25 protein-coding genes are annotated in these 24,522 nt (G+C 62.7%); 10 read left to right on the forward strand and 15 right to left on the reverse strand.

Annotation, left to right across the window (positions count from 1 at the left end):
• Positions 1 to 4: 4 nt before the first annotated feature.
• The 8 genes from ACSQ3I_RS00685 to ACSQ3I_RS00720 all read right to left on the reverse strand — a co-directional run bounded on the left by ACSQ3I_RS00685 (position 5) and on the right by ACSQ3I_RS00720 (position 9,051).
• Complete coding sequence (locus ACSQ3I_RS00685) at positions 5 to 1,111, reverse strand: imelysin family protein (protein ID WP_435995328.1); 1,107 nt, start codon at positions 1,109 to 1,111, stop codon at positions 5 to 7.
• Positions 1,111 to 2,652 carry a di-heme oxidoredictase family protein gene (locus ACSQ3I_RS00690; protein WP_435996226.1) on the reverse strand — a complete coding sequence of 514 codons (1,542 nt, stop codon included), beginning with the start codon at positions 2,650 to 2,652 and terminating at the stop codon, positions 1,111 to 1,113. Before ACSQ3I_RS00690 ends, ACSQ3I_RS00685 begins: the two co-directional genes overlap by 1 nt.
• A 45-nt stretch (positions 2,653 to 2,697) precedes the next feature.
• Positions 2,698 to 3,978 carry an imelysin family protein gene (locus ACSQ3I_RS00695; RefSeq protein ID WP_435995330.1) on the reverse strand — a complete coding sequence of 427 codons (1,281 nt, stop codon included), beginning with the start codon at positions 3,976 to 3,978 and terminating at the stop codon, positions 2,698 to 2,700.
• A gap of 130 nt (positions 3,979 to 4,108) precedes the next feature.
• Positions 4,109 to 5,398 (reverse strand): RsmB/NOP family class I SAM-dependent RNA methyltransferase, encoded by a 1,290-nt coding sequence (locus ACSQ3I_RS00700; protein WP_435995332.1) that lies wholly within the window; start codon positions 5,396 to 5,398, stop codon positions 4,109 to 4,111.
• A gap of 110 nt (positions 5,399 to 5,508) precedes the next feature.
• Positions 5,509 to 5,868, reverse strand: a complete 360-nt coding sequence (locus tag ACSQ3I_RS00705; protein ID WP_435995334.1) for a septal ring lytic transglycosylase RlpA family protein — start codon at positions 5,866 to 5,868, stop codon at positions 5,509 to 5,511.
• Positions 5,869 to 6,285: 417 nt separating this feature from the next.
• A complete protein-coding gene (locus ACSQ3I_RS00710) occupies positions 6,286 to 7,176 on the reverse strand; it encodes an SDR family oxidoreductase (protein ID WP_435996228.1) in 891 nt (296 codons plus the stop codon).
• The gene (gene queG / locus ACSQ3I_RS00715) at positions 7,176 to 8,333 is read right to left on the reverse strand and encodes a tRNA epoxyqueuosine(34) reductase QueG (RefSeq protein WP_435995336.1); all 1,158 of its coding nucleotides are present in this window, start codon (positions 8,331 to 8,333) and stop codon (positions 7,176 to 7,178) included. Before queG ends, ACSQ3I_RS00710 begins: the two co-directional genes overlap by 1 nt.
• A 25-nt stretch (positions 8,334 to 8,358) precedes the next feature.
• Positions 8,359 to 9,051 (reverse strand): glutathione S-transferase family protein, encoded by a 693-nt coding sequence (locus tag ACSQ3I_RS00720; protein ID WP_435995338.1) that lies wholly within the window; start codon positions 9,049 to 9,051, stop codon positions 8,359 to 8,361.
• Positions 9,052 to 9,199: 148 nt separating this feature from the next.
• Between ACSQ3I_RS00720 and ACSQ3I_RS00725 the strand changes: the two genes are divergently transcribed.
• Positions 9,200 to 10,006, forward strand: coding sequence for an undecaprenyl-diphosphate phosphatase (locus ACSQ3I_RS00725; protein ID WP_435995340.1), 807 nt, complete (start codon positions 9,200 to 9,202; stop codon positions 10,004 to 10,006).
• A gap of 50 nt (positions 10,007 to 10,056) precedes the next feature.
• Here the strand turns inward: ACSQ3I_RS00725 and ACSQ3I_RS00730 are convergent, their stop codons facing one another.
• From ACSQ3I_RS00730 to dnaN, 7 genes are all read right to left on the reverse strand, one after another.
• The gene (locus tag ACSQ3I_RS00730; protein ID WP_165823403.1) at positions 10,057 to 10,221 is read right to left on the reverse strand and encodes a hypothetical protein; all 165 of its coding nucleotides are present in this window, start codon (positions 10,219 to 10,221) and stop codon (positions 10,057 to 10,059) included.
• Positions 10,222 to 10,525: 304 nt separating this feature from the next.
• Positions 10,526 to 11,506, reverse strand: a complete 981-nt coding sequence (locus ACSQ3I_RS00735) for a complex I NDUFA9 subunit family protein (protein WP_435995343.1) — start codon at positions 11,504 to 11,506, stop codon at positions 10,526 to 10,528.
• Between the two features lie 112 nt (positions 11,507 to 11,618).
• Positions 11,619 to 11,906, reverse strand: a complete 288-nt coding sequence (locus tag ACSQ3I_RS00740) for a DUF1330 domain-containing protein (protein WP_435995345.1) — start codon at positions 11,904 to 11,906, stop codon at positions 11,619 to 11,621.
• 24 nt (positions 11,907 to 11,930) lie between these two features.
• Entirely contained in the window at positions 11,931 to 12,623 is a 693-nt protein-coding gene (pyrF, locus tag ACSQ3I_RS00745; protein WP_435995347.1) for an orotidine-5'-phosphate decarboxylase, read from the reverse strand.
• Positions 12,610 to 13,212 (reverse strand): histidine phosphatase family protein, encoded by a 603-nt coding sequence (locus ACSQ3I_RS00750; protein ID WP_435995349.1) that lies wholly within the window; start codon positions 13,210 to 13,212, stop codon positions 12,610 to 12,612. The genes pyrF and ACSQ3I_RS00750 overlap by 14 nt, the downstream gene beginning before the upstream one ends.
• Positions 13,194 to 13,832: a phospholipid N-methyltransferase PmtA gene (gene pmtA, locus ACSQ3I_RS00755; protein WP_435995351.1), complete on the reverse strand. Its 639-nt coding sequence runs from the start codon at positions 13,830 to 13,832 to the stop codon at positions 13,194 to 13,196. The genes ACSQ3I_RS00750 and pmtA overlap by 19 nt, the downstream gene beginning before the upstream one ends.
• A gap of 237 nt (positions 13,833 to 14,069) precedes the next feature.
• On the reverse strand, positions 14,070 to 15,188 hold the full coding sequence (gene dnaN, locus ACSQ3I_RS00760; protein WP_435995353.1) for a DNA polymerase III subunit beta: 1,119 nt from the start codon (positions 15,186 to 15,188) through the stop codon (positions 14,070 to 14,072).
• Positions 15,189 to 15,439: 251 nt separating this feature from the next.
• Between dnaN and rsmI the strand changes: the two genes are divergently transcribed.
• From rsmI to ACSQ3I_RS00805, 9 genes are all read left to right on the forward strand, one after another.
• Positions 15,440 to 16,351 carry a 16S rRNA (cytidine(1402)-2'-O)-methyltransferase gene (gene rsmI / locus ACSQ3I_RS00765; RefSeq protein WP_435995355.1) on the forward strand — a complete coding sequence of 304 codons (912 nt, stop codon included), beginning with the start codon at positions 15,440 to 15,442 and terminating at the stop codon, positions 16,349 to 16,351.
• Positions 16,341 to 16,709, forward strand: a complete 369-nt coding sequence (locus ACSQ3I_RS00770; RefSeq protein ID WP_435995357.1) for a YraN family protein — start codon at positions 16,341 to 16,343, stop codon at positions 16,707 to 16,709. The genes rsmI and ACSQ3I_RS00770 overlap by 11 nt, the downstream gene beginning before the upstream one ends.
• Positions 16,710 to 16,823: 114 nt before the next feature.
• Positions 16,824 to 18,122: an extracellular solute-binding protein gene (locus tag ACSQ3I_RS00775; protein ID WP_435995359.1), complete on the forward strand. Its 1,299-nt coding sequence runs from the start codon at positions 16,824 to 16,826 to the stop codon at positions 18,120 to 18,122.
• A gap of 71 nt (positions 18,123 to 18,193) precedes the next feature.
• Positions 18,194 to 19,075 (forward strand): ABC transporter permease subunit, encoded by an 882-nt coding sequence (locus ACSQ3I_RS00780; protein WP_435995361.1) that lies wholly within the window; start codon positions 18,194 to 18,196, stop codon positions 19,073 to 19,075.
• A 12-nt stretch (positions 19,076 to 19,087) separates the two neighbouring features.
• Positions 19,088 to 19,930, forward strand: a complete 843-nt coding sequence (ugpE, locus tag ACSQ3I_RS00785) for a sn-glycerol-3-phosphate ABC transporter permease UgpE (RefSeq protein ID WP_435995363.1) — start codon at positions 19,088 to 19,090, stop codon at positions 19,928 to 19,930.
• Positions 19,931 to 19,942: 12 nt separating this feature from the next.
• The gene (locus ACSQ3I_RS00790; protein ID WP_435995365.1) at positions 19,943 to 21,064 is read left to right on the forward strand and encodes a sn-glycerol-3-phosphate import ATP-binding protein UgpC; all 1,122 of its coding nucleotides are present in this window, start codon (positions 19,943 to 19,945) and stop codon (positions 21,062 to 21,064) included.
• An 82-nt stretch (positions 21,065 to 21,146) separates the two neighbouring features.
• Positions 21,147 to 21,644 (forward strand): cupin domain-containing protein, encoded by a 498-nt coding sequence (locus ACSQ3I_RS00795; RefSeq protein ID WP_435995367.1) that lies wholly within the window; start codon positions 21,147 to 21,149, stop codon positions 21,642 to 21,644.
• A 198-nt stretch (positions 21,645 to 21,842) separates the two neighbouring features.
• A complete protein-coding gene (gene gshB, locus ACSQ3I_RS00800; RefSeq protein ID WP_435995369.1) occupies positions 21,843 to 22,790 on the forward strand; it encodes a glutathione synthase in 948 nt (315 codons plus the stop codon).
• A gap of 178 nt (positions 22,791 to 22,968) precedes the next feature.
• The gene (locus ACSQ3I_RS00805) at positions 22,969 to 24,501 is read left to right on the forward strand and encodes a YifB family Mg chelatase-like AAA ATPase (protein WP_435995371.1); all 1,533 of its coding nucleotides are present in this window, start codon (positions 22,969 to 22,971) and stop codon (positions 24,499 to 24,501) included.
• The last annotated feature ends 21 nt before the right edge of the window (positions 24,502 to 24,522 follow it).

The following is a 24,522-nucleotide window of genomic DNA, read 5'->3' on the forward strand; positions in this document are numbered from 1 at the left end:
GGTTTCAGTCTCCGTCCGAGAAGGAGAAGCCGGCCGTCAATCCGAGCGCGCCACCGAGATCGTCGTTGAGGCGTAGGATGAGGTCGCGCGTTTCCGCCATCAACAATTCGATTTTCTGGCGCCCGGCCGGGTCCTCCACGGCTTTGGCGACATCCGCATCGATGCCCGGCGCCGTGGCCAGAAGCCCGTCGAGCAGCGCATCGATCTCGCCGGTGACGGATTTTTTCTCTGCCGGCAGCAGGTCTGAAATACCCGACGTATCGAACAGGGTCTTCAGCCCCTGCAGGTTGGCGGCAATCGAGACGAATGTGTTGCCGGAGCGCCAGTAGATGGCCGTGCGTGGCTTTGGCTGCGAGCCCTTGTAAAAGATCTCCAGCCGCTGGTCGCGCACTGTCTCGACGCCGTGGACGAGGATGCCGAGCAGCGCGGTGATCGCTTCGCCGCCGGTGCGGAATTCCGGATTGTCCGGTCCCGGATGTTTCCACGCCGCCTGGATGCCGTCTGGTTTTTCCCAGATGTCGACCAGGCCGGCGGCGATGTTTTCGATATTGCCGGCGACGGCCGCACCGTAACGGCAGCGGAAACCGGATTTTTCCTGCGTCAGCGTTTCGGCGCCGGTGCCGTGCAGGATGTATTCCAGTGCGCCAAGCCCCTGGATTGCCACGCTCTTGGTCGCGACGTAATCGACATCGGTATCCTTCTCGTCGCCGCTCGCCAGCGTCGCCTGCACCTGCTTGAGGCCGGTGCTCTTGCGGTCGGGATAAAAGAGGATGCGCTCGAAGCGGTTCTTCTCGATGACGGGACCGACGCGGACGATCTCGATGCGCGACCAGGCTTTGATCGTGTCGGCAAAGGCGGCCCTGGCGGCGTCGAATGCCGGCGCGGAGGCTTCGCCGCACAGCGTGTTCATCGCCGCCGTCAGCCTGCCGGCGCTGGCATGGAAATCGCGGTAGCCGGGGCGGATCACCTCATCGACGGCACGCGTCATGACCGCTTCGACAGTCTTTTCGTCAAGCGTGGCCGCCGGGCCTGCCGCGTCTTCTTCGGCATGGGCGAAAAGCGGGGAGAAGGCCAGCGACAGGCTGATCAGCAAAGAGGGCAACAGGCGCATCAGAGCGACTCCAGGAAGGTGATGAGCGCCTGCCGATCGTCTTTCGGCAGGCCGGAAAAGGTCTTGCGGGCGGTCTCCGCCTCGCCGCCGTGCCAGAGGATGGCCTCGGTCAGATTGCGGGCGCGGCCGTCATGCAGGAAAAAACTGTGACCGTTGACAGTCTTCGTCAGGCCAATACCCCAAAGCGGCGGCGTGCGCCACTCCCGCCCGTCGGCAAGGCCGACCGGCTGGCCGTCCGCCAATCCTTCGCCCATGTCGTGCAGCAGGAAATCGGAATAGGGCCAGATCAGCTGGAAAGCGAAGGCCTTGTCCGGCGCATCGCGGCGCGTGACGAATTTTGGCGCGTGGCAGGCTGTGCAGCCGCTCTCGTAAAAGATCTGCTTGCCTTTCAGCACCTCGGGAAAGCTTGCCTTGCGGCGGGCCGGCACGGCGAGGTTCTGGGAATAGAAGGTGACGAGGTCGAGCACCGGATCCGGTGCCTCGGCGCCGCCCAGCCTTTCCTGCTCGCCGGTTTCCAGCGAAAGGCACGCCGTCTGTTTTTCGGTGCAATCGCCGTAGGGACGTTTTTCGATGGAGGTCGAGAGGCCGATGTCGTCGGCAAAGGCGGCGGCCGTCTGGTCGCGCACCGTGGCGTTCTGAGCCTTCCAGCCGAAACGGCCGAGCGTTATGCTGCCGTCTGTCCTGTCGCGCACCAGGGCCGCCTTGCCGGAAATGCCGTCTCCGTCTCGGTCGTCCGGGTCCGCGGCAGCGAGGATGTCGGCGGGGTGGATTGCCTCGATCAGCCCGAGCCCGAGCATGGTCGGTGCCACGCGGGGCGACAGCGTCGTCGCTGCATCGAGCGGCCCGTAGGCGAGATCGGTGACGGAATAATGCGGCCGGCGTAGCGAGACGACTTCGCCACCGGCGAGCGTCACCGGTTCTTCGTCGTAGCGCATCGCCATCCGCCCTTCGGCGGCCAGTCCCGGCACGGCGAGATCCTGCAATTGCCGTCCATAGACCGGATCGGGAAAATTCAGCGCCACGTGGTTTTTCAGCGCCGCCAGTTCCGCCGGCGTTGCGGCCGGCCGGGCGAGGCGGAGAAGCATCGAAATGGCGTCGCGTCCGCCTTCCGGCGGATGGCCGCGGCCGTCGCGGATATGACAGCTGAAGCAGGAGCGGGCGTTGTACAGCGGCCCCAACCCATCGGAGGCCTGCGTCGAGGAAGGCGAAGAGACCCAGAGTTTCCGAAACAGCGCATTGCCGAGATGAAAATCCTGCTGTTTCTCGACGGCCAGATTGGCGGAGACATGCGAAAAGGCATCGGCATCGGCTGGATCGATCGACGTGCCGCCACCGCCCTGCATCGCCTCATAGGCCTCCGCCTTGGAAAAATTGGTGGTTTTCGCCGTCACCTTTGCCACGCGGGCGAAATCCTTGGCGGAAAGATCGGTACGGGTCGTGGGAAAATCGTTGCTGCCTGCCTCGGCAGCGGCCAGCACGGCAGAACTGAGGAGAACGGCAAGCGGCAGGGCGAGGATGCGACGGGCCGGGATGCGGTTCATGGGGGTCCGGGTCACGGTCGGGATGGCCGTGACCCGCCTTTTCGCTTATTGGAAGACGGCGTTAGGATTATCCAGGCTGTCGGAACCTTCAAGCTGGATCTTGCCGAGATCGAGCGACGTGATGACGCGCTCGATGGTCTTCGTCTGGTCGATCAGGCCGTCGATGGCGGCCTGCACCACGGCGTTGCCCTCGGCATTGCCTTCGCCGATCATCTGGTCGTAGGCTTCCTTGGTCTCGCCACGCTTGGCCATGGCATGCATGGCGTCGAGCGTCTTGGTGAGTTTTGCGGTCATCTCGGCGTCGAGCGCCTTGTCCTTTTCGGCGACCAGCGCCGAAAGCGACGGACCGGTCAGCTTGGTGCCGTCGGCGCGGGTGTATTCGCCCGTATAGGCCGAAGCGATGCCGACGGCGTCGTAGAGATGTGAGTTGTAGGTGTTGTCGGAGAAGCAATCATGCTCTTCTTCCGGATCGTGCAACAGCAAGCCGAGCTTCATGCGTTCGCCGGCAAGCTCGCCGTAGGAGAGCGAACCCATGCCGGTCAGGATGGCGGTGAGGCCGGCCTTCGGATCGGCGCTGACGTTCTTGGTCGCTTCGCCTTCGGGCGCCCAGGCATCGACCATCGCCTGCAGGTCGGAGACGAGCAGCGTCGAGGCCGACTTCAGGTAGGCGGCGCGGCGGTCGCAATTGCCGTTGGTGCAATTCTTCTGGTCGTAATCGGTCGCCGGGCGCTTGCCGGCACCGGCGCCAGTGCCGTTCAGGTCCTGACCCCAGAGCAGGAATTCGATGGCGTGGTAGCCGGTGGCGACGTTGGCCTCGACTTCGCCCGCCTCATGCAGCGTGCCCGAAAGGAATTCCGGCGTGATGTTGGTCGCGTCGACGTCCTTGCCGTTGATCTTGATCTGCTTGTTGGCGATGACATTTGCCGTGTAGAGGGCGTTCTCGTCGCTTTCCGTGCCGTAGCCGGCATCGACATAGTCGATCAGGCCTTCATCCAGCGGCCAGGCGTTGACCTTACCTTCCCAGTCGTCGACGATCGGGTTGCCGAAGCGGTAGACTTCCGACTGCTGGTAGGGCACGCGCGCGGCGATCCAGGCGGTCTTGGCGGCTTTCAGCGTCTCTTCGGTCGGGCTGGCGAGGAAGGCGTCGATCGCCTTGTCCAGCGCCTTCGCTGTTGTCAGCGAGTCCTCGTATTTCGCATGCGCCACTTCGGCGTAGTGCTTGACGACGGCGGCCGGGTCGGTCGCGGCCTTGGCGGGCAAGGCAGAATAGGCCGCCGAAGCAGCCAGAAGCGCCAGGGCGGCGCGCAGAACGGTTTTCCGGATCATGATCTCTCCTGTGACGGCGTTTTTCGCCGTCCCCTCAATCGGACAGGTTGTCTTCGCGCAAAACCAAACTGGTGTCAAACGCTCTAGTTTGGAATGATTTCAAACGAGTAGCAAGCCGGAGAAATGCCGGTTAACCGTTACGCTGCATATGACAGAAGAAGAAACCGTCCGTGTCAGTGCTGGCCGGCGTCAGCGTCACGGTCTTGCCGTCGGCAGAGCGCGGCTTGGGCGCTGCGTCTCCGAAATGCGCCTTCCAGGTATCGAGCGCCGGAACGATGCGATAGTCGGGATGGGCCTCGCAGAAGCGCTGCGCCTGCCGCTCGTTTTCTTCCGGCAGGATCGAGCAGGTAATATAAAGCAGCGAACCACCAGGACGGACGAATTCCGCCGCCTGCTCCAGCGCTTCCTGCTGCTGGGAGATGCGCTCGTCAAGGTTCTTTGCCGTCAGCCGCCATTTGGTGTCGGGGCGGCGCCGCCAGGTGCCAGTGCCGGTGCAGGGCGCGTCGACCAGCACACGGTCGCAGCGCCCAGCAAGACCCTGCAGGCCGTTGCGGCTGTCATGGACTTGCACGTTGCGGGTGCCGGCTCGTTTCAATCGTTCGATGATCGGCGCCAGGCGCTTGCGGTCGGCGTCATAGGCGTGCACCTGACCCTTGTTGTGCATCGCCGCCGACATGGCGAGCGTCTTGCCGCCGCCGCCGGCGCAATAATCGAGGATCTGTTCGCCGTCATGCGGATCGGCAAGATCGGCAACGATCTGCGACCCCTCGTCCTGCACCTCGAACCAGCCTTTCTGGAACGAAAGCTCGGCCGTGACGTTGGGAAGCCGGGACGGGCCTTCGCCGGCGGGAATGCGGATGCCCTGGCGGGCGATGCGGGCAGCCTGTGGCGAGGAACGTTCCAGCGCCTTCAGCACCTTGTCGCGGCCGGCCTTCAGGGTGTTGACGCGCAGGTCGAGCGTCGGGCGTTCCGCCAGCGCCTTGGCTTCACGCAGCCAGTCGGCGCCAAAACTTGCTTCCAGCGACGGCTGCACCCATTCGGGAATGTCGCCCTGGACATGGGCCGGCGCGTCGTCGAGCGAGCGGCTGGAAAAGGCGGATAGCCATTCGGGCTTGAGCGGTTCGGGGGCAAAGCGGTCGCCGTCCAGTTCCGCGGCCAGTGTTTCGGCGGTTTCGCCCCACTGGCGCAGCATGACGGCATACCCGAGGGCGGCCGGGCTGTCGTCGTCCATCAGCCAGGCATGCGAAAGCCGCATGCGCAGGGCGTCGTAGACGATATTGCCGATGGCGGCGCGATCGCCGGAACCGGCAAAACGATGGGCAAGGCCCCAATCCTTCAGGGCGTCCGCCACAGGCCGCTTGCGCGCCTCGATGTCGGCAAGCACCTCGATGGCTCCTGCCAACCGTCCGCCCAATCGCATGAAATCGTCTCCTGTGTCCCTTAAGGCCCCGGATCTGTCCTGAACGGCCGTTCAAGCCGGGTGGTACCTGCGATTGGACGCAAGAGCAAGCATTTCGAAAGACCGGCGGATCAGCCGATCACTTCGTAGCAGACCTTGGCGGTGCCGGAACGGACCATGCCGATGTTCTGGGCAGCGGCCTTGGACAGGTCGAGAACACGGCCGCGGATGAACGGGCCACGATCATTGATGCGAACGACGACGCTGCGGCCGTTGTTGCGGTTGGTGACTTTCACCTTGGTGCCGAACCTGAGCGAGCGGTGGGCGGCGGTGAGAAGCTTGGCATTCATGCGCTCTCCAGAGGCGGTTTTCGAGCCAAGCGCGTACCATGAGGCACCGCCGCATCCGGCGGCCTGGGCTTCGGCGACCAATGCCGACGAACAGGCAAAAACGGCAGCGGCAGTGACGACAGAACGGCAAAATCTCTTCAAATCGGTAGGTCCCCTTCAAGGCGGCATTAACCGCGTTGGAATGGGAGGGAGGAAAAGACGGCCAAAAATGGCGAAAAAGTGCCTTGTTCCATCACGCAATGTTACGGATTGTAATATTTGTGATATTTAGCCGGCAACCGAAAATCCGCAAAATTTTTCCAAAAACATGGAAAAAGTTAAATAGATTCAGTCGAAAATGAGAAGAATTTTGCGCGGCACACCGCAGGTGCTGTCGATCACAAAATCGCGCTAAAATTTTTTTCTATTGACATGAATTTTGAGGCCCGGAAACGCGTCTTTTCGTCCCTGAGCCTATCTCCGGGGAGGTAGATTTGACTCTCAATTTACCGGAAGAGGGAATTTTCAACTCTTTCCGTTGTGTGCAATGTTTTTGCGCGCAGTGAAAAACAGCGCGGTTCAGGCCGGCTCGGAAGCCTCCCTGCGCCATGTATTTGACGACCAGAGCTGCTGCAGCGACATGCGGTAGTTGGGATAAAGGAAGGCGAAGCCCAGTTCCTTCAGCCGGGCATTCGAAACCCGCTTGTTCTCGCCGTAGAAGGAGCGCGCCATCGGCGACAGTTCCGCCGTCTCGAAGGCCTGTTCCGGCGGCGGCTCGACGCCCATCAGCCGTGCCGCCTCCGTGACCACGTCCTGCGGAGCGCAGGGTTCGTTGTCGGTGACATTATAGAGACCGCCAAGCAGGCGGTCGGCGAGGAAGACGGTGGCGCCGGCAATATCTTCCACGCGGATGCGGTTGAACACCTGGTCGGGCTTGATCAGCCGGCGGGCGGTGCCGCTTGCCAGGTTGGCGAAAGCGTTGCGGCCCGGTCCGTAGATCCCGGAAAGCCGCAGGATCGCGACTGGCACGCCGATCCTCTCCCCCAAAGCCAGCCAGCTCGTTTCCGCCTCGACGCGCTCGACGGAGCGGGCGGAGACCGGCTTGCAGAGCGTTTCTTCCGTCACCCAGCCGCCCTTGTGGTCACCGTAGACGCCGACGGTTGAAAGATAGCCGATCCATTGCAACTGCGGCATCAGGTTGCGCAGATCATCGCCGGCAAGCCGCAGCAGCGCATCGCCGTCCCGACCGGGAGCGATGGATTGCAGAAGATGGGTCGTTTTCGTCAGAACCTGCCGCAGTTCGGGGCTGATGTCGGTTCCGTCGAATTGCAGCGGCTCGATGCCGAGCGCCTGCAGATTGTCGAATTTTTCCACCGACCGGGTGGTGCCAGAAACGGTGTGTCCTGCCTGCCGGTAAAGATCGGCGATCGCCTTGCCGGAATAACCGGCGCCAAAAACCGTCATATGCATCATGCTTTTCCTGCCCGTTCCCATTCCGCCAAGACCGAGGAGTCCTGTTCCATTTCCCGCCGTTCGGCAAGGGTTTTGAACTCTTCGGGCCGCATCAAACGTGACAGCGCCCAGACGGCCATGGCCCGCACCATGGGCATCTCGTCGCCGAGGCGCTCCAGGCAGGGTTCGATCAGGCTGCGGTCGCCGGAATTGCCGGCGGCGATCAGTACGTTGCGGACGAAACGGTGCCGGCCGATGCGTTTGACCGGCGAACCGCTGAAGAAACTGCGGAATGTCGGGTCATCCAGCGTCAAAAGGAAGGCGATAGACGGCTCCTTTAGGTCTTCGCGCGCCCGAAACTTCATCTCCGAGGCCGCCTCGGCAAACTTGTTCCAGGGACAGGCGGCAAGACAGTCGTCGCAGCCATAGATGCGGTTGCCCATCCGCACGCGCAGAGCCGGATCGATGTCGCCCTTGTGTTCGATGGTCAGGTAAGAGATGCAGCGCCGCGCATCGATCTTGTAAGGAGCAGGGAAGGCATCCGTCGGGCAGGCGTCGAGACAGGCGCGGCAGGAGCCGCAATGATCCCGCTCCGCTTCGTCCTGCACGAGATCGGCCGTCGTGAACAGGCTGCCGAGAAACAGCCAGGACCCGTGTGTCCTGTTGACGAGGTTGGTGTGTTTACCCTGCCAGCCGAGGCCGGCTGCGGCCGCCAGCGGTTTTTCCATCACCGGCGCGGTATCGACGAAAACCTTGACGTCCTCCTTCGCCCGTGCCGCAAAGCGGGTGGCGATCTCCTTCAGCCGGCCCTTGATGACGTCGTGATAGTCACGATTGCGGGCATAAACGGAAATGGCCGCCTTGTCGGGCTTGTCGAGAATGCCGCGCGGGTCTTCATCGGGACCGTAGTTCAGGCCGAAGACGACGATGGAGCGCACCTCGCTCCACAACACGGCAGGATCGGCGCGGCGCGCCTGCGTTTCCGGCATCCAGTCCATCGTGCCGTGGCGGCCGGCATCGATGAATTCGGCAAGCCGGGCAGGCGCCTGCGGAATGGAAGCCGGGCCGGTGATGCGGCAGAGGTCAAAACCCTGCGCCTGCGCCTCGGCGCGCAAGAAGGCCGTCAGGCTTTCGCGGCGTCGCTGTTGCTTTTCCTCGGTTCCTGCAGGCGGCATACTTTGCCTTGTGCCAGAAATCGGATCAGAAATCGAGATCGGCGTAATGCGATACCGGCGTCAGGCCGCGAACGCGGTCGACGAGCAGGGCGCGGAAGGAAGGGCGGGATTTGAGGCGCTGATACCAGTCCTTGACGGCAGGCGCCTCCGACCAGTCGATCTCGCCGAGATAATCGAGCACCGAAATCGAGGCGGCGGCGGCAAGATCGGCATAACTCAGCCGATCGCCGGCAAGCCAGGGGCGGGAGCCGGCCAGCCAGGAGAGATAACGCATGTGCTGGCGGATATTTGAACGCGCCGTGCGCAAAACCTTCGAATCCGGTGCGCCGCCGCCCTGTTCTGCCGTCATCTGCAGCTTGAACACGCGCTCGCGGGCGAGCGGCCGCGTCACGTCCTGTTCCATCTTCTGCATGAACCATTCGACCAGCCGGCGGATTTCGGCGCGCTGGAACGGATCTTCGGCCAGCAGGCGCCGGTCGCGCTTCAGCACGCCGTGCGTCTCGTCGAGATATTCAGAGATGACCATGGCGCCACAGAGCGCCCGCATGCTGTCGTCGACATAGACCGGCAGGGTGCCGGCCGGATTGAGCGCCAGGAAATCCCGTCGCTTCTCCCAGGTCTGCTCCTCGATGAGATCGGCCTGGAAACCGTATTCCGTCAAGATCAGCCGGACGAAGCGGGAGGCGGAGGACATGGGATGATGATACAGCGTTGGCATTGAGACTCGGTCGTTGATTTGCCTTGTTGTCCGGCCATTCCGCACTCGCTTGAAGCGCTCTGGCCATGACTCATGCGGTGAAGCTATATGAGTTTGGCATCGCTAAGACAAGCGAATCAGGCCGTCCAGCAGCCCCAGAGGACCACACATGGCTGACCAATCTATTATCAGCGCTCTTATTCTTGGCCTTATCGAAGGCCTGACGGAATTTATCCCCGTTTCTTCCACCGCCCATGTCCTTCTCGCGGGACATTTCCTCGGCTTCAAGTCGCCGGGCAATACCTTTGCCGTCCTGATCCAGCTGGGCGCCATTCTCGCCATCCTCCTCGTCTATTTCAGCAAGCTGCTGCAGATCGTCCTGGCCCTGCCCTCTGATCCGCGGGCGCGCCGCTTCGTTGCGGCTGTGCTCGTCGCCTTCCTGCCGGCCGCCGTCATCGGCGCACTTGCCCATGATTTCATCAAGACCATCCTGTTCGAAACGCCGGTGCTGATCTGCATCGTGCTGATCCTCGGCGGTTTCGTGCTCTTGGTGGTGGATCGCATGCAGTTCCGGCCGAAATACCGCGATGTCATGGACTACCCGCTGTCGCTGGCCTTCAAGATCGGGCTCTGCCAGTGCGTTGCCATGATCCCGGGCACGTCGCGTTCCGGCGCCACCATTGTCGGTGCGCTGCTGATGGGCGCGGACAAGCGCTCGGCGGCGGAATTTTCGTTCTTCCTCGCCATGCCGACCATGCTGGGGGCTTTTGTTCTCGATCTCTACAAGAACCGCGATGCACTGAGTTTCGACGATGCGACGATCATTGCCGTCGGTTTCGTCATGGCCTTCGTCTCGGCCCTCTTTGTCGTGCGGTCGCTGCTGGGCTTCGTTTCCCGCCGCGGTTATTCGCTGTTTGCCTGGTGGCGGATCCTGGTCGGCGCCGCCGGCCTTATCGGCCTGTTCCTCATGGGGTAACGGGGCAAACAAAAGGGCCGGTCAAACGATCGGCCCTGACGATGCTGTTCTTACTTGGCAGCAGTTGTGCCGATCGAACCCGTGCTGCACGGATCGACGCCATAGGCGGGAGCGCATTCGCTCTTCAGCGCAGCGACGGTGCCGGGCGCCATGAAAGAGCCCGCAAGAATGACCAGAGCCGCACACGCAAAGAACAGTGCGATAGACTTCCCCATGGAAAATGCCTTTCAGAACAGGAGTATGGCGCCGCACCGGGTAAACACGCGCCGGCACGGACGCCGGGCTGTTTATGGTGTGGGGCCACAAACATCAATAGTAGATCTTGCTGAACTCGAGGTTAACGATACGATTCCTCGGGTGCGGTATTTGTGCAACTCTTGAGGGCTCGCCGGGTTCCATAAACGGGCCGGAAAACGCCGTTCCTGAGATATTTTTTGCCTGAAATAAATAACCCGCCTCGTGGGAACGAGGCGGGTGCAATCGAATCACGATTTTGACGAATGACAGTTTTGATGAATGTCAGGCGGCGCTGCCGGAATTGGTGAACTGGCCGGCCGGACGGTACTGCACCAGATAGGACGGCAGAACGCGATCGAGCATGGCGGGCGTGATGCCGATGCCCGAAAGGGTACGGCCCTCGTCGGTCGCGGCCTTGGAGACGACGTTGTCACTCTTCAAGAGCGTCACCTGGTCGGAGGTGAGCGGCGGGGCAATGAACGGCACCAGCGAACAGAGGCTGCCGATCAAGGACGCCACGCCGAATGGCAGCGGCACGAAGCTGCGCTTGCGATCGACAACGCGCAAAATGGTTTCCAGGCATTGCTTGAACGACATCACGTTGGTGCCGCCCAGCTCATAGGTCGCGCCGGGCGCAAGCTTGCCGTCGACGGCGCGGGCCGCCGCTTCCGCCACGTCCTCGACGAAGACGGGCTGGAACTTGGTCTTGCCGCCGCCGATCAGCGGCAGGACCGGCATGGTCTGCGCCATACGGGCGAATTTGTTGAAGAAGCCGTCGTCCTGGCCGAAAACGATCGACGGGCGCAGAATGACCGCATCCGGCTTGACCGACAGGATCGCTGCTTCGGCGCGGCCCTTGGAGCGGGCATAGGCCGATTCCGACTTGGCGTCGGCGCCGATGGCGGAAATGTGGGTCAGCGACGCGCCGCGGGCGCGAGCCGCTTCGGCCACGGCGCGGGCGCCAAAATCCTGCACGGCGTCAAACGTGTTGCGGCCGGTTTCGAACAGCAGGCCGACGCAGTTGACCACATGGTCGGCATCGGCGACAGCGGCATCCACAGAGGCGCGATAACGCAGGTTGGCCTGAACGAAGGAGATCTGGCCGACATTGCCCATCGGCTGCAGGAAGCCGGCGAGATCGGGACGGCGCACGGCGACGCGGATGCGATAACCGCGCTTGGCCAGCGCCCGCACGATGCTCCGCCCGACGAAACCCGATCCTCCGAACACGGTGACGAGCGGCGGAAGGTTGGACAAGGTCATGGTCTGGCTCCTTGAAGGGCAAAGCGTATTGTGGCTGTGGATTTCTCCTTAGCCCAATCGCCCGGCAAGGTGAAGAGCCATCACGCCGCAGTTGCGAAAGGAAGCCTGCGGTTCAGATGCCTTCGACGACCACCATTTCCGCCGTCGCCACTTCCTGGCGGATCTTGGCGGCGATCTGGTATTCCGGCGAATTGTAGCAATCGACCGCCTGCTGCATGGACGGAAACTCGATCACCACGTTGCGCATGCGCGCTGGGCCTTCCAGCTCGGTATAGGCGCCGCCGCGGGCCAGGAAGTTCGCTCCGTATTTCTCAAAGGCCACCTTGGCGGCGCTGACATAATCCTTGTAGCGCTCGGGATCATGAATATCGACGCGGGCGATCCAGTAACCTTTTGCCATGCTGTTTCCTCCGATTGCTTCTTTTTATAATGCGTCCGTCATCTCGGCGAGAATGGCGCGGGCCGCCGCAAGCGGCTCTGCCGCCTTGACGATCGGCCGGGCAACGACGAGATGGCTGGAGCCGGCGCGGATTGCGTCGGCGGGCGTCATCACCCGCTTCTGATCGCCCTTGTCGGCGCCAGCCGGGCGGATGCCGGGTGTCACCAGCGCCATGTCCGGGCCGATCACGGCACGCACCGCCTTCGATTCTTCCGCCGAGCAGACGATGCCGCCCATGCCGGCGAGGCGCGCCTGTTCGGCGCGGCGCAGCACCAGCGTGTGCGGATCGTATTCGTAACCGGCGTCCGTCAGATCCTGCTCGTCCATCGAGGTCAGCACGGTGACGCCGAGCAGGCAGAGGCCGGAGCCCTTCGCAGCCTCGACGGCGGCACGCATCGCCTTGGGGTAGGCATGCAGCGTCAGCATCGACATGCCCATCTTGGCGATGTTCTCGACACCCGATGCAACGGTGTTGTCGATATCGAGCAGCTTCATGTCGAGGAAGACCTTCTTGCCGTCCCGGGCGATGTCGCGGGCGAATTCCAATCCGCCGGCGAATGCGAGCTGGTAGCCGATCTTGTAGAAAAGCACGTCGTCGCCAAGCGTCGCCACCAGCCGTTCGGCTTCCTGAACGGTGGGCACGTCGAGGCCGACGATCAAACGGTCACGTGCGATCATCTGTTTGCCATCCCTGCCAGTTTTCCATGGGCGTCCAGTCGCACGAGATGCGCCGCGAGGCAAGGTCGAAGGCAAAAAGATTGCCGCCACCGGCGGGCTGGTCGGCCTCACGGCCGATCGGTTGGCTCGAGAGGCGGCATTTCAGCAACGTGCCGACACCTCCATGCCCGATGAAGGCAATGGGCGCGGCCGGATCGTGATTTTCCAGAATGGCTTCCACGGCGGCAACGATGCGGGCCTGGGCGTCACGCGCCCGCTCCCAGCCGCGAAAACTGTCGTCCGGATAGGCAAAGAACTGATTGGCAGCCGCTTCGAACTCCGGCGGCGGCAGGAAGCCGGTGGCGGAACGGTCGTTTTCATGCATGCCGGCAACGATTTCCACATCGATGCCGGCTGCCTCCGCCAGGATGCCAGCCGTTTCAACCGCCTTGGTTTCGTCGCTGCTGACGATGCGTTTCAGGCCGGCGACCCATGGCGCCTTGGCGGTCCGCCGTGTGCGCAAAACGCCGGTCTCAGACAATCCCCAGGCCGGCACCGGCACGTCGGGATCGATCCGCACCTGCGGATGGGTCAGATACAGCGCGTACATGGTTTGCGATGCGCTGCCTCGCCGCCACGGGTGTAGGTCCAGATCTGCGCCGGCGGAATGTTGCGGACGATGAAATCGAAATGTTTGATGTGGTAGCGGTCGGGCTGGGCGATGATCGGCGAAACCGGCCCATAGGAGAACTGCACCACCGGCCTGCCGGGCGGCATGCGGTCGAGCAGGTCTTCGAGCAGCGACACCCGCATATGCATCGGGAAATTCAGAAGCGGGATGCCGGAAATGACGCAATCGAAGGTCTGGTCGCGCAAGGTCCCGAGCGTATCCTTGAGGTTGAAGGCATCGCCATTGATGAAGTTGACGCCTTCATAGCTCTTTTTCAGGTGCTGGTAGAAATCGGTGGAATATTCGACCGAGACGACCTGGTCCGCCGGCACGCCGCGCTCGAGGATCGCCTTGGTGATCACGCCGGTGCCGGGGCCGAGTTCCAGGACCGGCAGGCCGGAGTCGGTATCGATGAGGCTCGCCATGCGCCGCGCCATGCGGCCGGAGGTCGGCATGATGGCGCCGACGGAACGGGGGCCGGTCATCCAGCCGCGGAAGAAGCGGATTTCGTTGTCGAATTTCCGACTTATGTGTTCCTTCACCTTCACGCGCAACGTCATGTTGTCCCTACCCAATCGTTCCGGTTCTTAACCTGTCGTTTAGATTGTTCGGATCTGCGGCAAAAACAAGTCGGATTGCAGCCGTTGTTGGCAGGATCGTTAATTTATGCACCGGGGCATTTGCCATTGCGGTGCCAAAGCCGACACGACATCGCAGGAAACGGTTCGGCCGCACCGGATATCCGATGCGGCCGTCACGAGAAAATGGGAAGTGTCGGTGTGGTGTTCGCCGGCGAACTACACGCGCATCGGCATCAGCACATAAAGCGCGTCATCGCCGGCCGTATCGCGGATCAGCGTCGGCGAACCGGCATCGGCCAGCAGGAAGACGGCGTCCGTGCCGGAAAGCTGGGCGGTAATATCCAGCAGGTACTTGGCGTTGAAGCCGATTTCCATCGCATCGCTCTCATAGGAGACGGCGAGTTCGTCGGTGGCGCTGCCGGAATCCGGATTGTTGACGGTGAGCAGCAACTGGCCATCGGTCAGCGCCAGCTTCACGGCACGGCCGCGCTCGGACGAAATCGTCGAGACGCGGTCGACGGCCTGGGCAAACGTCTGGCAATCGACGCGCATTTCCTTGTCGTTGCCGGTCGGGATGACGCGCTGGTAATCGGGGAACGTGCCGTCGATCAGCTTCGAGGTCATGACGATCGAACCGATCGACAGGCGGATCTTGGCATCCGATACCTCGATGGTGACGGTCGCTTCCGGATTGTCGACCAGCTTCTGCAGTTCGCCGACGGTCTTGCGCGGAATGATGATGCCGGGCATGCCTTCCGAGCCGGACGGCGCCTTGATGTCGGCGCGTGCCAGGCGGTGGCCGTCAGTGGCGACGGCGCGCAGCTTCAGGTCGCCCTGCGCTTCGATGGTGTGGAAGAAGATGCCGTTGAGGTAATAGCGCGTCTCTTCCGTCGAGATGGCGAACTGCGTCCGGTCGATCAGCATCTTCAGGTCGGAGGCGGCCAGCTTGAACGTGTGGCTGAACGTGCCGGCGGTGAGATCCGGGAAATCGGCTTCCGGCAGGCATTGCAGCGAAAACTTCGAGCGGCCGGAGGCGATTGTCATCGTGCCGCCGTCGGGCGTGGTGGCGAGGAATACTTCGGCGCCATCCGGCAGCTTGCGGACGATGTCGTAGAGCAGGTGCGCCGGCACGGTGGTGGCGCCCGCCTGCTCGACATTGGCGGGGGTTTCTTCGGTGATCTCGAGGTCGAGGTCGGTGGCCTTCATGGCAAGTGCGGTGCCGTCGGCGCGCAGCAGCACGTTCGACAGGATCGGGATCGTGTTGCGACGTTCGACCACGCGGTGGACGTGGTTCAGCGATTTCAGGAGATTGGACCGCTCAAGAGTAATACGCATGAGATGCTACCGCTTTCGACCAGTGCGTACCGGCTGGAGCCGATCGCACGCAGATGTATCCTCCGGCTGCAGGCCGGATCATGTGGACGGGCAAAATGGCAGAGTTTTAGCTGAAAATGCAAGGGCCATGCGGCACTGCAACGTGTCAAAACCGGCATTTGCACGCTGATCCACATGAGAAACCGCCTTGCAGCAGGCGTCGGCCTCCCCCATAAAGACGCTTTACCGTATCATGGACGAAAGAAAGACGCGTGGCAGACGAATTCGATGGGCCGACCGATGCGGCGCGCAGCTACAGGCTGAACAATGTCGCCGTGCCGGCCCGGCCGATCGAGCCGGCGCTCTACCTCGTCGCCACCCCGATCGGCAATCTCGGCGACATCACCTTGCGGGCGCTGGAAACGCTGGCCGGCGCAGATGTGCTGGCCTGCGAGGACACGCGGGTGACGCGCGTGCTGCTCGACCGCTACGGCATCCGCAACAAGCCCTACGCCTATCACGAGCACAATGCCGACGAGGCTGGGCCGCGGCTTCTGGCAGCCCTTGGCGGCGGCCGTTCGGTGGCGCTGGTCTCGGATGCCGGCACGCCGCTGGTCTCCGATCCCGGCTACCGCCTGGCGCAACTGGCGATCGATGCCGGCCACCGCGTCGTGCCGATCCCGGGCGCCTCGGCGCCGCTGGCGGCATTGGTCGGCTCCGGCCTGCCCAACGACGCCTTCCTGTTTGCCGGTTTTCTGCCGAGCAAGGACAAGGCGCGGCGGGATCGGCTCGCCGAACTCGTGGACGCCCCAGCCACGCTGATTTTTTTCGAATCGCCACACCGCATCGGCGCCACGCTTGTCGCCGCTGCCGATGTTCTGGGCGGGCAACGCCCGGCCGCCGTCTGCCGTGAGCTCACCAAGACATTCGAGGAGTTCAATCGTGGCACGCTGTCCTCGCTTGCCGAGGATTATGCCGAAAGGACGGTGAAGGGCGAGATCGTGCTGGTCGTCGGCCCGCCGCCGCCGGCAGCCGCACCCGAGGTGGCGGATGTCGATGCCTTGCTCGTGTCGCTCGTCGCCGACCGGCCGGCGGGCAAGGCAGCAACCGAAGCGGCCCGGATCACCGGCCTGCCGCGCAAGGACCTGTACCAGCGTCTTCTGGACATGAAGGATGGCCGCTGATCCCCTCGGCAAAAAACGCAAAAAGGCGGAACGTCGCGGCCGCACGAGCGAGTATATTGCCGCTGCCTATCTTCTGCTGAAGGGTTATCGCATCGTTGCCCTTCGTTACCGCACCAGGGCAGGCGAGGTGGACATCATCGCCCGGCGCGGCGATGTCGCCGTTTTCGTCGAGGTCAAGGCGCGACGCGAGGAGGGGCTGGCCGTCGATGCCGTCAGTTTTGCCGCCCAGCAACGGATCCGTGCCGCCTCGGATATCTGGCTTTCCCGCCAGGCCGATGCCGCCAGTCTGTCGCAGCGATACGACATCGTCGCCGTGCTGCCGGGCCGCTGGCCGCGCCATTTTCGCGACGCCTTCTGACCTCCTCGATGTGACGGCAAATGTAACTCAACTGACATAAAAGCATCAACGCGTCGTCACACGCCCTCACTATTGCGTCTCCTCACCCCAACCAATGGCGGAGAGGATTTTTCCATGATCAAGAACATCTCGATGGCTGCACTCGCAGTCACCTTCACGGCCACGTCGTCGTTTGCCGCAACCAACATCACCTGGTGGCACGGCATGGGCGGCCGCAACGGCGAAGTGATCAACGAAGTCGCTCAGAAGTTCAACGCTGCCCAGACCACCTGCGCGCTGACCCCGGTTTCCAAGGGCACCTACGAAGAGGCGCTCGCCGCCGGCATCGCCGCTTTCCGTTCGGGCGAACAGCCGAACATCCTGCAGGTTTTCGACGCCGGTGCGGCGACGATCATCAACGCCAAGGGCGCTGTCATCCCGGCCGAAGACCTGATCACCAAGGCCGGCTACACCTTCGACCGCGACGCTTTCATCGAAGGCGTGAAGTATTTCTACGCTGCCGCTGACGGCAAGTTCGTCGGCATGCCGTTCAATTCTTCGGCGCCGATCATGTACATCAACGACGAAGCCCTGAAGAAGGCCGGCGTCGAAGCACCTTCGACCTGGGAAGAGTTCGAAGCCATCGCTCCGAAGCTCAAGGAAGCCGGCTTCATCCCGCTCGTCCAGTCGCAGCTGACCTGGGAATTCACCGAGAACTTCTTCTCGCGCAACAACATCCAGTTCGCTTCGAACAACAACGGTTACGACAGTGTCGTCGACACCAAGATGCACCTCACCGACCCGAACCTCGTCATGATGTTCGACAAGCTGAAGTCCTGGTCGGACAACGGCTACTTCGCCTATTACGGCGCCGGCTGGTCCGACAACCAGAAGCCGTTCGAAGAAAACAAGGTCGCGCTGTGGATCGGTTCTTCGGGCTCCTTCGGTGGCCTGCAGAAGACTGCCCAGATGCCGTTCTCGGCAACCTTCCTGCCCTACTGGGGTTCGATCAAGGGCGCCGGCACCAATACCTTCATCGGTGGTGCTGCCCTGTTCGCCATGGCTGGCAAGTCCGACGAGGAAAACAAGTGCGTCGCCGACTTCTTCCAGTTCCTGACCTCGCCGGATGTGCAGAAGTTCTACCACCAGGCCACCGGCTACGTCGCCATCACCAAGGCTGCTTACGAACTTGCCAAGGCTGAAGGCTACTACAACGAGAAGCCGGCTGCCGAAGTCGGCATCAAGCAGCTGATGCTGCCGTCGGGCGAATGGTCGAAGGGTTACCGCCTCGGCTTCTACCCGCAGATCCGCGAAATCATGGAACGCGAATACGGCCGCATCTTCGCCGGTGAAACCACCGTCAAGGAAGCCTTCGAGACGATCGAGAAGGAAGGCAACGAACTTCTCGCCCGCTTCGCCAAGACGGCCGGCTGAATTCCAAACCTCTGAAAATCAAGGGTTCCGGAGGCGTCTCGCTTCCGGAACCGTTTTTTGAAGGCTCAACCATGAAGCGCGTGCAATTTTCGTCGCCCTATCTGCCCTACGTCTTCCTGGCGCCGCAGCTCGCCGTCATTTTCATCTTTTTCTACTGGCCGTCGGTGCAGGCGATCCAGTCGTCCTTCTATCTGGAAGATCCCTTCGGTTTTGGCTCGACCTTCGTCGGTCTCAGCAATTATGCCGATGCCTTCGCCAGCGCCGAATACGGCAAGATCGCCCGCTTCACCGTGGTGTTCACCGGCCTCGTCACCTTCTTTTCGCTGTCGCTTGGCCTGTTGCTTGCCGTCAAGGCCGATGCGGTCATTCGCGGCAATGCCACCTACAAGACGCTTTTGATCTCCGTCTATGCCATCGCCCCGCCGGTCGCCGGCTTGATCGGCATGATGTTCTTCGACCAGCATATCGGCCCCTTCGTCAAGATCGCCGCTTTCTTCGGCTGGGACATGAAGGTCGGGCTCAACTATTTCGACACCGCCTTCGCCATGGTGGTCGTCGCGGTCTGGAAACAGATCCCCTACAATTTCATCTTCTTCCTGTCGGGGTTGCAGAGCGTGCCCGTCTCCGTGCGCGAGGCCGCCGCCATCGATTGCCGCTCTAGCTTCCGACGCTTCTGGACGGTGGTGCTGCCGCTCTTGGCGCCGACCGCCTTCTTCCTGCTGGTGATCAACATCACCTATTCGCTGTTCGACACCTTCGGCATCATCGACGTCATGGTGAAGGACAAGGCCGCCAACAACCCGATCACGCTGGTCTACAAGGTTTATATGGACGGCTTCCGCGGCAACGACATCGGCGGGTCGTCGGCCCAGTCGGTCATCCTCATGGTCGTCGTCTTCGTGCTCACCATCCTGCAGTTTCGCTTCATCGAGCGGCGCGTGCATTACACCTGAGGGAGCGCGGCCATGCACAAGACACGGTTCTTCGACCATCTGATCCTGATCTGCGGCGTTCTCTTCCTGATGACGCCGGTCATCGTCGCCTTCATGACATCGACGCATACCGCGGCGGAAATCCACAGCGAGGGCTTGATGCTGTCGCCGGGCGGTCATTTTGCCGAGACCTACACCACGGTGCTGACCCGTCAGGGCGGCTTCACCGGCCAGGTCACCGGTGCGCGCATGGTGATGAATTCCTTCATCCTCGGCATCGGGTTTGCGCTCGGAAAGATCATCCTGTCGATGCTCGCTGCCTATGCCATCGTCTATTTCCGCTTCCGCATGGCCAACCTCGCCTTCTGGATCATCTTCACGACGCTGCTCCTGCCGCTCGAAGTGCGCATCATGCCGTCCTACCAGGTGATGACCCAGCTCGGCCTGATCAACACCTATACCGGCCTGATCGTGCCGCTTCTGGCGTCGGCCACCGGCACCTTCTATTTCCGGCAGTTCTTCAAGTCGGTGCCGGACGAACTCTTGGAGGCGGCGCGCATCGACGGCGCCGGCCCGTTCAAGTTTTTCATCGACGTGCTGATCCCGCTGTCGCGCACCATGATGGCGGCGATCTTCATCATCATGTTCGTCTACGGCTGGAACCAGTACCTCTGGCCGATGCTGATGACGACGGACGAGAGCTTCTTCACCCTGATGCGCGGCATCAAATCCATCCTGCAGGTCTGGATCGGCTCGCAGATCCCTGACTACAACGAGGCCTTCGCGCTCGCCGTGCTCGCCATGCTGCCGCCGGTGATGATCGTGGTGATCTTCCAGCGCTGGTTCATCAAGGGCCTCACCGAAAGCGACAAGTAAAGGAACGCGCCGATGGCGACGATCGACATCAACCAGGTCTCGAAGATCTATACCGGCGGCGTGACCGCCGTCCGCTCGGTGGACATCAACATTGCCGACGGCGAATTCATCGTGCTCGTCGGCCCGTCCGGTTGCGGCAAATCCACGCTGCTGCGCATGGTTGCCGGGCTGGAGACGATTTCGGAAGGCGCGGTGCGCATCGGCAATCGTGTCGTCAACGACGTCGATCCTGCCGACCGCGACATCGCCATGGTGTTCCAGAACTATGCGCTCTATCCGCATATGACGGTCTACGAAAACCTCGCCTACGGCCTGAAGAACCGCGGCACGCCGAAGGCGGAGATCGCCGAACGCGTCGCGGAGGCGGCCCGCATGCTGCAGCTCGAACCCTATCTGGAGCGCCGCCCGCGCGCACTGTCCGGCGGCCAGCGCCAGCGTGTCGCCATGGGCCGCGCCATCGTCCGCAAGCCGGCCGCCTTCCTCTTCGACGAACCGCTGTCGAACCTCGACGCCAAGCTGCGTGTTTCGATGCGCGGCGAGATCAAGCGGCTGCAGCGCCGCCTCGGCACCACCTCGATCTACGTCACCCACGACCAGCTGGAGGCGATGACGCTGGCCGACCGCCTCGTGGTGCTGAACGGCGGCCAGATCGAGCAGATCGGCGCGCCGCTGGAGGTCTATCATACCCCGGCCTCGACCTTCGTCGCCAGCTTCATCGGCTCGCCGGCCATGAACCTGGTGAAGGGCGACCTTCATGGTGACCGGCTGGCGATCGGCCCGGCGGTGTTCGAGCTGAACGGCTTCGCCCCCGCCTCCGGACCGCTGACGGTCGGCCTGCGTGCCGAAGATCTGCGGATCGCCCGAGAGGGGGAGGCATCGTTTGCCCTTCGGGTCGATTACGTCGAGGAACTGGGGTCGCAACGGCTCGTGCATGGCACGTTGGGTGACCAGCCGCTGACCGTTGCCCTGCCGCCGGAAACCGAGCTGGCTGATGTGATGAACCTTGCGATCGCCCCCGAACGACTGCACTTCTTCTCCAATGAGACCGGAAAACGGATCGGCAGCCGCACGTCTGACGCTGTGATTCAGGCAGGTAGCACGCCTGTAGTTGCACTTTCGGCGATTGATCGTTAAAAAACGACAGATCGTTTGAACCGACTTCTTACGCCTTGCCGCTAGACTGGCGGCAACGGGTCGTTTGATGCAGGGGTGAATCATGGTTTTGAAGTTGATGCTGGCGAGTGCCGCGGCAATGGCGGTGCGGACGCTGCCGCTGTCGGCAGGCACTGTGCAGCCGCTCGTCTCCGCCCCGGTCGAGGGGATGGAAATGAAGCCGTCCCCGATCGAACCCTCCTGGATCATCGAAGGTGAGCCGCAGGCGCGCATTGCCGAGCATTCCTGGAGCGCCGATGAGGCAGCGATGACGGCGATCTGGGATTGCACCGCCGGGCATTTCCGCTGGTATTTTCACTGGGACGAAACGGTGGTCATCCTCGAAGGCGAGGTCCACGTGACAACCGAGGACGGTTCGGAGCGTGTCCTTCGGACCGGCGACATCGGCTATTTCAGCGGTCGGACCTGGGCGACCTGGCGGGTCGACGACTACGTCAAGAAGATTGCCTTCGTCCGCAAACCGTTTCCGGTGCCGGTCGCGATGGCATATCGCCTCGCCAATTTCCTGCGTTCCAAGCCGCCGAGGGGTTTCGCCGGCTAAAGGAATTCCAGCAAAAGTGCGCAGCGGTTCTGCGGCCGGAATTGCGCAAAAACAAAAGGTTGGAGATTTTTCGCGGTTCGGAGAAAAGCGGAAATATTCTAACCAGCCTGCGGGAAGATTGTACGTGCTGCATGCGTCGCCCGTTGCGTTCATGCCCTGCCTATCCTAGATAAAGCCGGCATCGAACGGGAGCAGCCCATGGCGACGATCAAGAATGTAGCGGTCCAGATGGACCATGTATCCGGCATCAGCATTGCCGGCGATTCCACCTTTGCCATGAGCCTCGAGGCGCAGGCGCGCGGCTACAAGCTGTTCCATTATACCCCCGATCGCCTCAGCCTGCGCGACGGCAAGGTTTATGCCAGCGTCGAGCCGATGGTGCTGCGCGACGTCAAGGGCGACCATTTCGAACTCGGCCCGGCCGAACGCGTCGATCTTGCGACCATGGACGTGGTGCTGCTGCGCCAGGACCCGCCCTTCGACATGGCCTATATCACCTCCACACATCTCCTGGAGCGCATCCATCCCAAGACGCTGGTGGTCAACGATCCGGCCTGGGTGCGCAATTCGCCGGAAAAGATCTTCGTCACCGAATTTGCCGACCTGATGCCGCAGACGCTGATCACCCGTGATGTCGGCGAGATCGCCCGCTTCCGCGCCGAGATGGGCGACATCATCATCAAGCCGCTCTACGGCAACGGCGGCGCCGGCGTCTTCCATTCCTCGCGCGACGACCGCAATTTTTCCTCGCTGCTGGAAATGTTCGGCCAGATGTTCCGCGAACCCTTCATCGCCCAGCAGTACCTGCCGGCGGTGCGCAAGGGCGACAAGCGCATCATCCTGGTGGATGGCAAGCCCGTCGGCGCCATCAACCGTGTTCCTGCCGAGCATGACAGCCGGTCCAACATGCATGTCGGTGGCCGGGCCGAGGCGACGGAACTGACGGCGCGCGAACTGGAGATCTGCGAGCGCATCGGCCCGGCGTTGAAAGCCCGCGGTTTCCTGCTGGTCGGCATCGATGTCATCGGCGACTACATGACCGAAATCAACGTCACCTCGCCCACCGGCATCCGTGAGGTCAAGAAGTTCGGTGGCGCCGATATCGCCAGCCTGCTCTGGGATGCCATCGAGAGCAAACGGGCGTAGTCGCGGCCGTTTCAGCTCCTTTGTTCCGCTCATACAACCTCGCGCAACTCCAATGCGCGAGGTGCGGGAAATTGTTCTTCTGATGTTCTTGTTTTATTCCATTTTCCATGCCAGATTGTATCGACAGGCCCGCTAAAGCTGTAAAACCGGGTCTTTTAGTTGCAAAAGGGGCGGAGACATGGTGGCACGCGTCAGTACGGTTGCATTCCACGGTATCGAAGGCGTGCCCGTCGATGTGCAGGTCATGCTGGCGCCCGGCAAGATCGGCATGCAGATCGTCGGCCTGCCGGACAAGGCGGTGGCGGAAAGCCGCGAGCGGGTCCAGGCGGCGCTGCACGCCTCCGGCCTTGCCTTGCCGCCCAAGCGGGTTACCGTCAACCTGGCGCCTGCCGACCTTCCCAAGGAGGGGTCGCATTTCGACCTGCCGATCGCACTCGGGCTGATGGCGGCGCTGGGCGCTATTCCCGGCGATGCGCTGCAGGGTTACGTCGTCATCGGCGAACTCAATCTCGACGGCACGCTGGCGCCCGTTGCCGGTGCCTTGCCGGCTGCCATCGCAGCGAACGCGGTCGGCAAGGGCTTGATCTGCCCCAGCGAAAGCGGGGCTGAGGCGGCCTGGGCCGGCGAGGGCGTCGAGCTTCTGGCGCCACGCAGCCTGATCGCGCTTGCCAACCATTTTCGCGGTACGCAGGTGCTGTCGCGGCCGGAACCGGCGGTTCGCGCCAATGCCACCAACCTGCCCGATCTTGCCGATATCAAGGGCCAGGAAAGCGCCAAACGGGCGCTGGAGGTGGCGGCAGCCGGTGGGCATAACCTGTTGATGGTCGGGCCGCCCGGCTCCGGCAAGTCGATGCTGGCGGCACGCCTGCCGTCGATCCTGCCGCCGCTGTCAGCGCCGGAACTTCTCGAAGTGTCGATGATCCATTCGATCGCCGGCCAGTTGCCGGGTGGAAAACTTTCCGACCGGCGGCCTTATCGCGCGCCGCACCATTCGGCCACCATGGCGGCACTGATCGGCGGCGGCTTACGCGCCAGGCCGGGCGAGGCCTCGCTTGCCCATCACGGCGTGCTGTTTCTCGACGAGTTTCCGGAGTTTTCACCGCAGGTGCTGGACGCGCTGCGCCAGCCGCTCGAAACCGCCGAATGTTTTATCGCCCGTGCCAACCACAGGGTTTCTTATCCGGCGGGTTTCCAGCTGGTGGCGGCAATGAACCCCTGCCGCTGCGGCATGGCCGGCGAACCCGGCCACACCTGCGCTCGCGGCCCGCGCTGCATGAGCGATTACCAGGCGCGGATTTCCGGGCCGCTGATGGATCGTATCGATATCCGCATCGATGTGCCGGCGGTGGCCGCGACCGACCTTCTCCGGCCGATGGCGGCGGAGAGGAGCAGCACGGTGGCCGCCCGCGTCGCCCGCGCCCGGGAGATGCAGCGGGAACGTTTCCTGGCGGCCGGCGTGGCTGCCATTTCCACCAATGCCCGCTGCTCCACAGCACTGATCGAGGTTCTGGCCGAGCCGGATGCGGCCGGGCTGCAGCTGCTGCGCGACGCGGCGGAGAAGCTGAAATTTTCTGCCCGTGGTTATCATCGGGTGCTGAAGGTGGCGCGCACGCTGGCCGATCTCGATGGCAAGGAGGTCATCGGCCGCATCCACCTGGCCGAAGCCATTTCTTACCGCATCGCCGGCGAACGGCTGTCGGCGGCAGCGTAAGCGTAAGCGTAAGCGTAAGCG

It is taken from the genome of Rhizobium sp. LjRoot30 (genome assembly GCF_964253915.1).
Lineage (GTDB): Bacteria > Pseudomonadota > Alphaproteobacteria > Rhizobiales > Rhizobiaceae > Metarhizobium.

Excerpts from the sequence above, each read along its gene's own strand:
- ACSQ3I_RS00685 (WP_435995328.1), bottom strand. The coding sequence starts at position 1,111 with ATGCGCCTGTTGCCCTCTTTGCTGATCAGCCTGTCGCTGGCCTTCTCC.
- ACSQ3I_RS00690 (WP_435996226.1), bottom strand. The coding sequence starts at position 2,652 with ATGAACCGCATCCCGGCCCGTCGCATCCTCGCCCTGCCGCTTGCCGTT.
- ACSQ3I_RS00695 (WP_435995330.1), bottom strand. The coding sequence starts at position 3,978 with ATGATCCGGAAAACCGTTCTGCGCGCCGCCCTGGCGCTTCTGGCTGCT.
- ACSQ3I_RS00700 (WP_435995332.1), bottom strand. The coding sequence starts at position 5,398 with ATGCGATTGGGCGGACGGTTGGCAGGAGCCATCGAGGTGCTTGCCGAC.
- ACSQ3I_RS00710 (WP_435996228.1), bottom strand. The coding sequence starts at position 7,176 with ATGCATATGACGGTTTTTGGCGCCGGTTATTCCGGCAAGGCGATCGCC.
- queG (WP_435995336.1), bottom strand. The coding sequence starts at position 8,333 with ATGCCGCCTGCAGGAACCGAGGAAAAGCAACAGCGACGCCGCGAAAGC.
- ACSQ3I_RS00720 (WP_435995338.1), bottom strand. The coding sequence starts at position 9,051 with ATGCCAACGCTGTATCATCATCCCATGTCCTCCGCCTCCCGCTTCGTC.
- ACSQ3I_RS00725 (WP_435995340.1), top strand. The coding sequence starts at position 9,200 with ATGGCTGACCAATCTATTATCAGCGCTCTTATTCTTGGCCTTATCGAA.
- ACSQ3I_RS00730 (WP_165823403.1), bottom strand. The coding sequence starts at position 10,221 with ATGGGGAAGTCTATCGCACTGTTCTTTGCGTGTGCGGCTCTGGTCATT.
- ACSQ3I_RS00735 (WP_435995343.1), bottom strand. The coding sequence starts at position 11,506 with ATGACCTTGTCCAACCTTCCGCCGCTCGTCACCGTGTTCGGAGGATCG.
- ACSQ3I_RS00740 (WP_435995345.1), bottom strand. The coding sequence starts at position 11,906 with ATGGCAAAAGGTTACTGGATCGCCCGCGTCGATATTCATGATCCCGAG.
- pyrF (WP_435995347.1), bottom strand. The coding sequence starts at position 12,623 with ATGATCGCACGTGACCGTTTGATCGTCGGCCTCGACGTGCCCACCGTT.
- ACSQ3I_RS00750 (WP_435995349.1), bottom strand. The coding sequence starts at position 13,212 with ATGTACGCGCTGTATCTGACCCATCCGCAGGTGCGGATCGATCCCGAC.
- pmtA (WP_435995351.1), bottom strand. The coding sequence starts at position 13,832 with ATGACGTTGCGCGTGAAGGTGAAGGAACACATAAGTCGGAAATTCGAC.
- dnaN (WP_435995353.1), bottom strand. The coding sequence starts at position 15,188 with ATGCGTATTACTCTTGAGCGGTCCAATCTCCTGAAATCGCTGAACCAC.
- ACSQ3I_RS00770 (WP_435995357.1), top strand. The coding sequence starts at position 16,341 with ATGGCCGCTGATCCCCTCGGCAAAAAACGCAAAAAGGCGGAACGTCGC.
- ACSQ3I_RS00775 (WP_435995359.1), top strand. The coding sequence starts at position 16,824 with ATGATCAAGAACATCTCGATGGCTGCACTCGCAGTCACCTTCACGGCC.
- ACSQ3I_RS00780 (WP_435995361.1), top strand. The coding sequence starts at position 18,194 with ATGAAGCGCGTGCAATTTTCGTCGCCCTATCTGCCCTACGTCTTCCTG.
- ugpE (WP_435995363.1), top strand. The coding sequence starts at position 19,088 with ATGCACAAGACACGGTTCTTCGACCATCTGATCCTGATCTGCGGCGTT.
- ACSQ3I_RS00790 (WP_435995365.1), top strand. The coding sequence starts at position 19,943 with ATGGCGACGATCGACATCAACCAGGTCTCGAAGATCTATACCGGCGGC.
- ACSQ3I_RS00795 (WP_435995367.1), top strand. The coding sequence starts at position 21,147 with ATGGTTTTGAAGTTGATGCTGGCGAGTGCCGCGGCAATGGCGGTGCGG.
- gshB (WP_435995369.1), top strand. The coding sequence starts at position 21,843 with ATGGCGACGATCAAGAATGTAGCGGTCCAGATGGACCATGTATCCGGC.
- ACSQ3I_RS00805 (WP_435995371.1), top strand. The coding sequence starts at position 22,969 with ATGGTGGCACGCGTCAGTACGGTTGCATTCCACGGTATCGAAGGCGTG.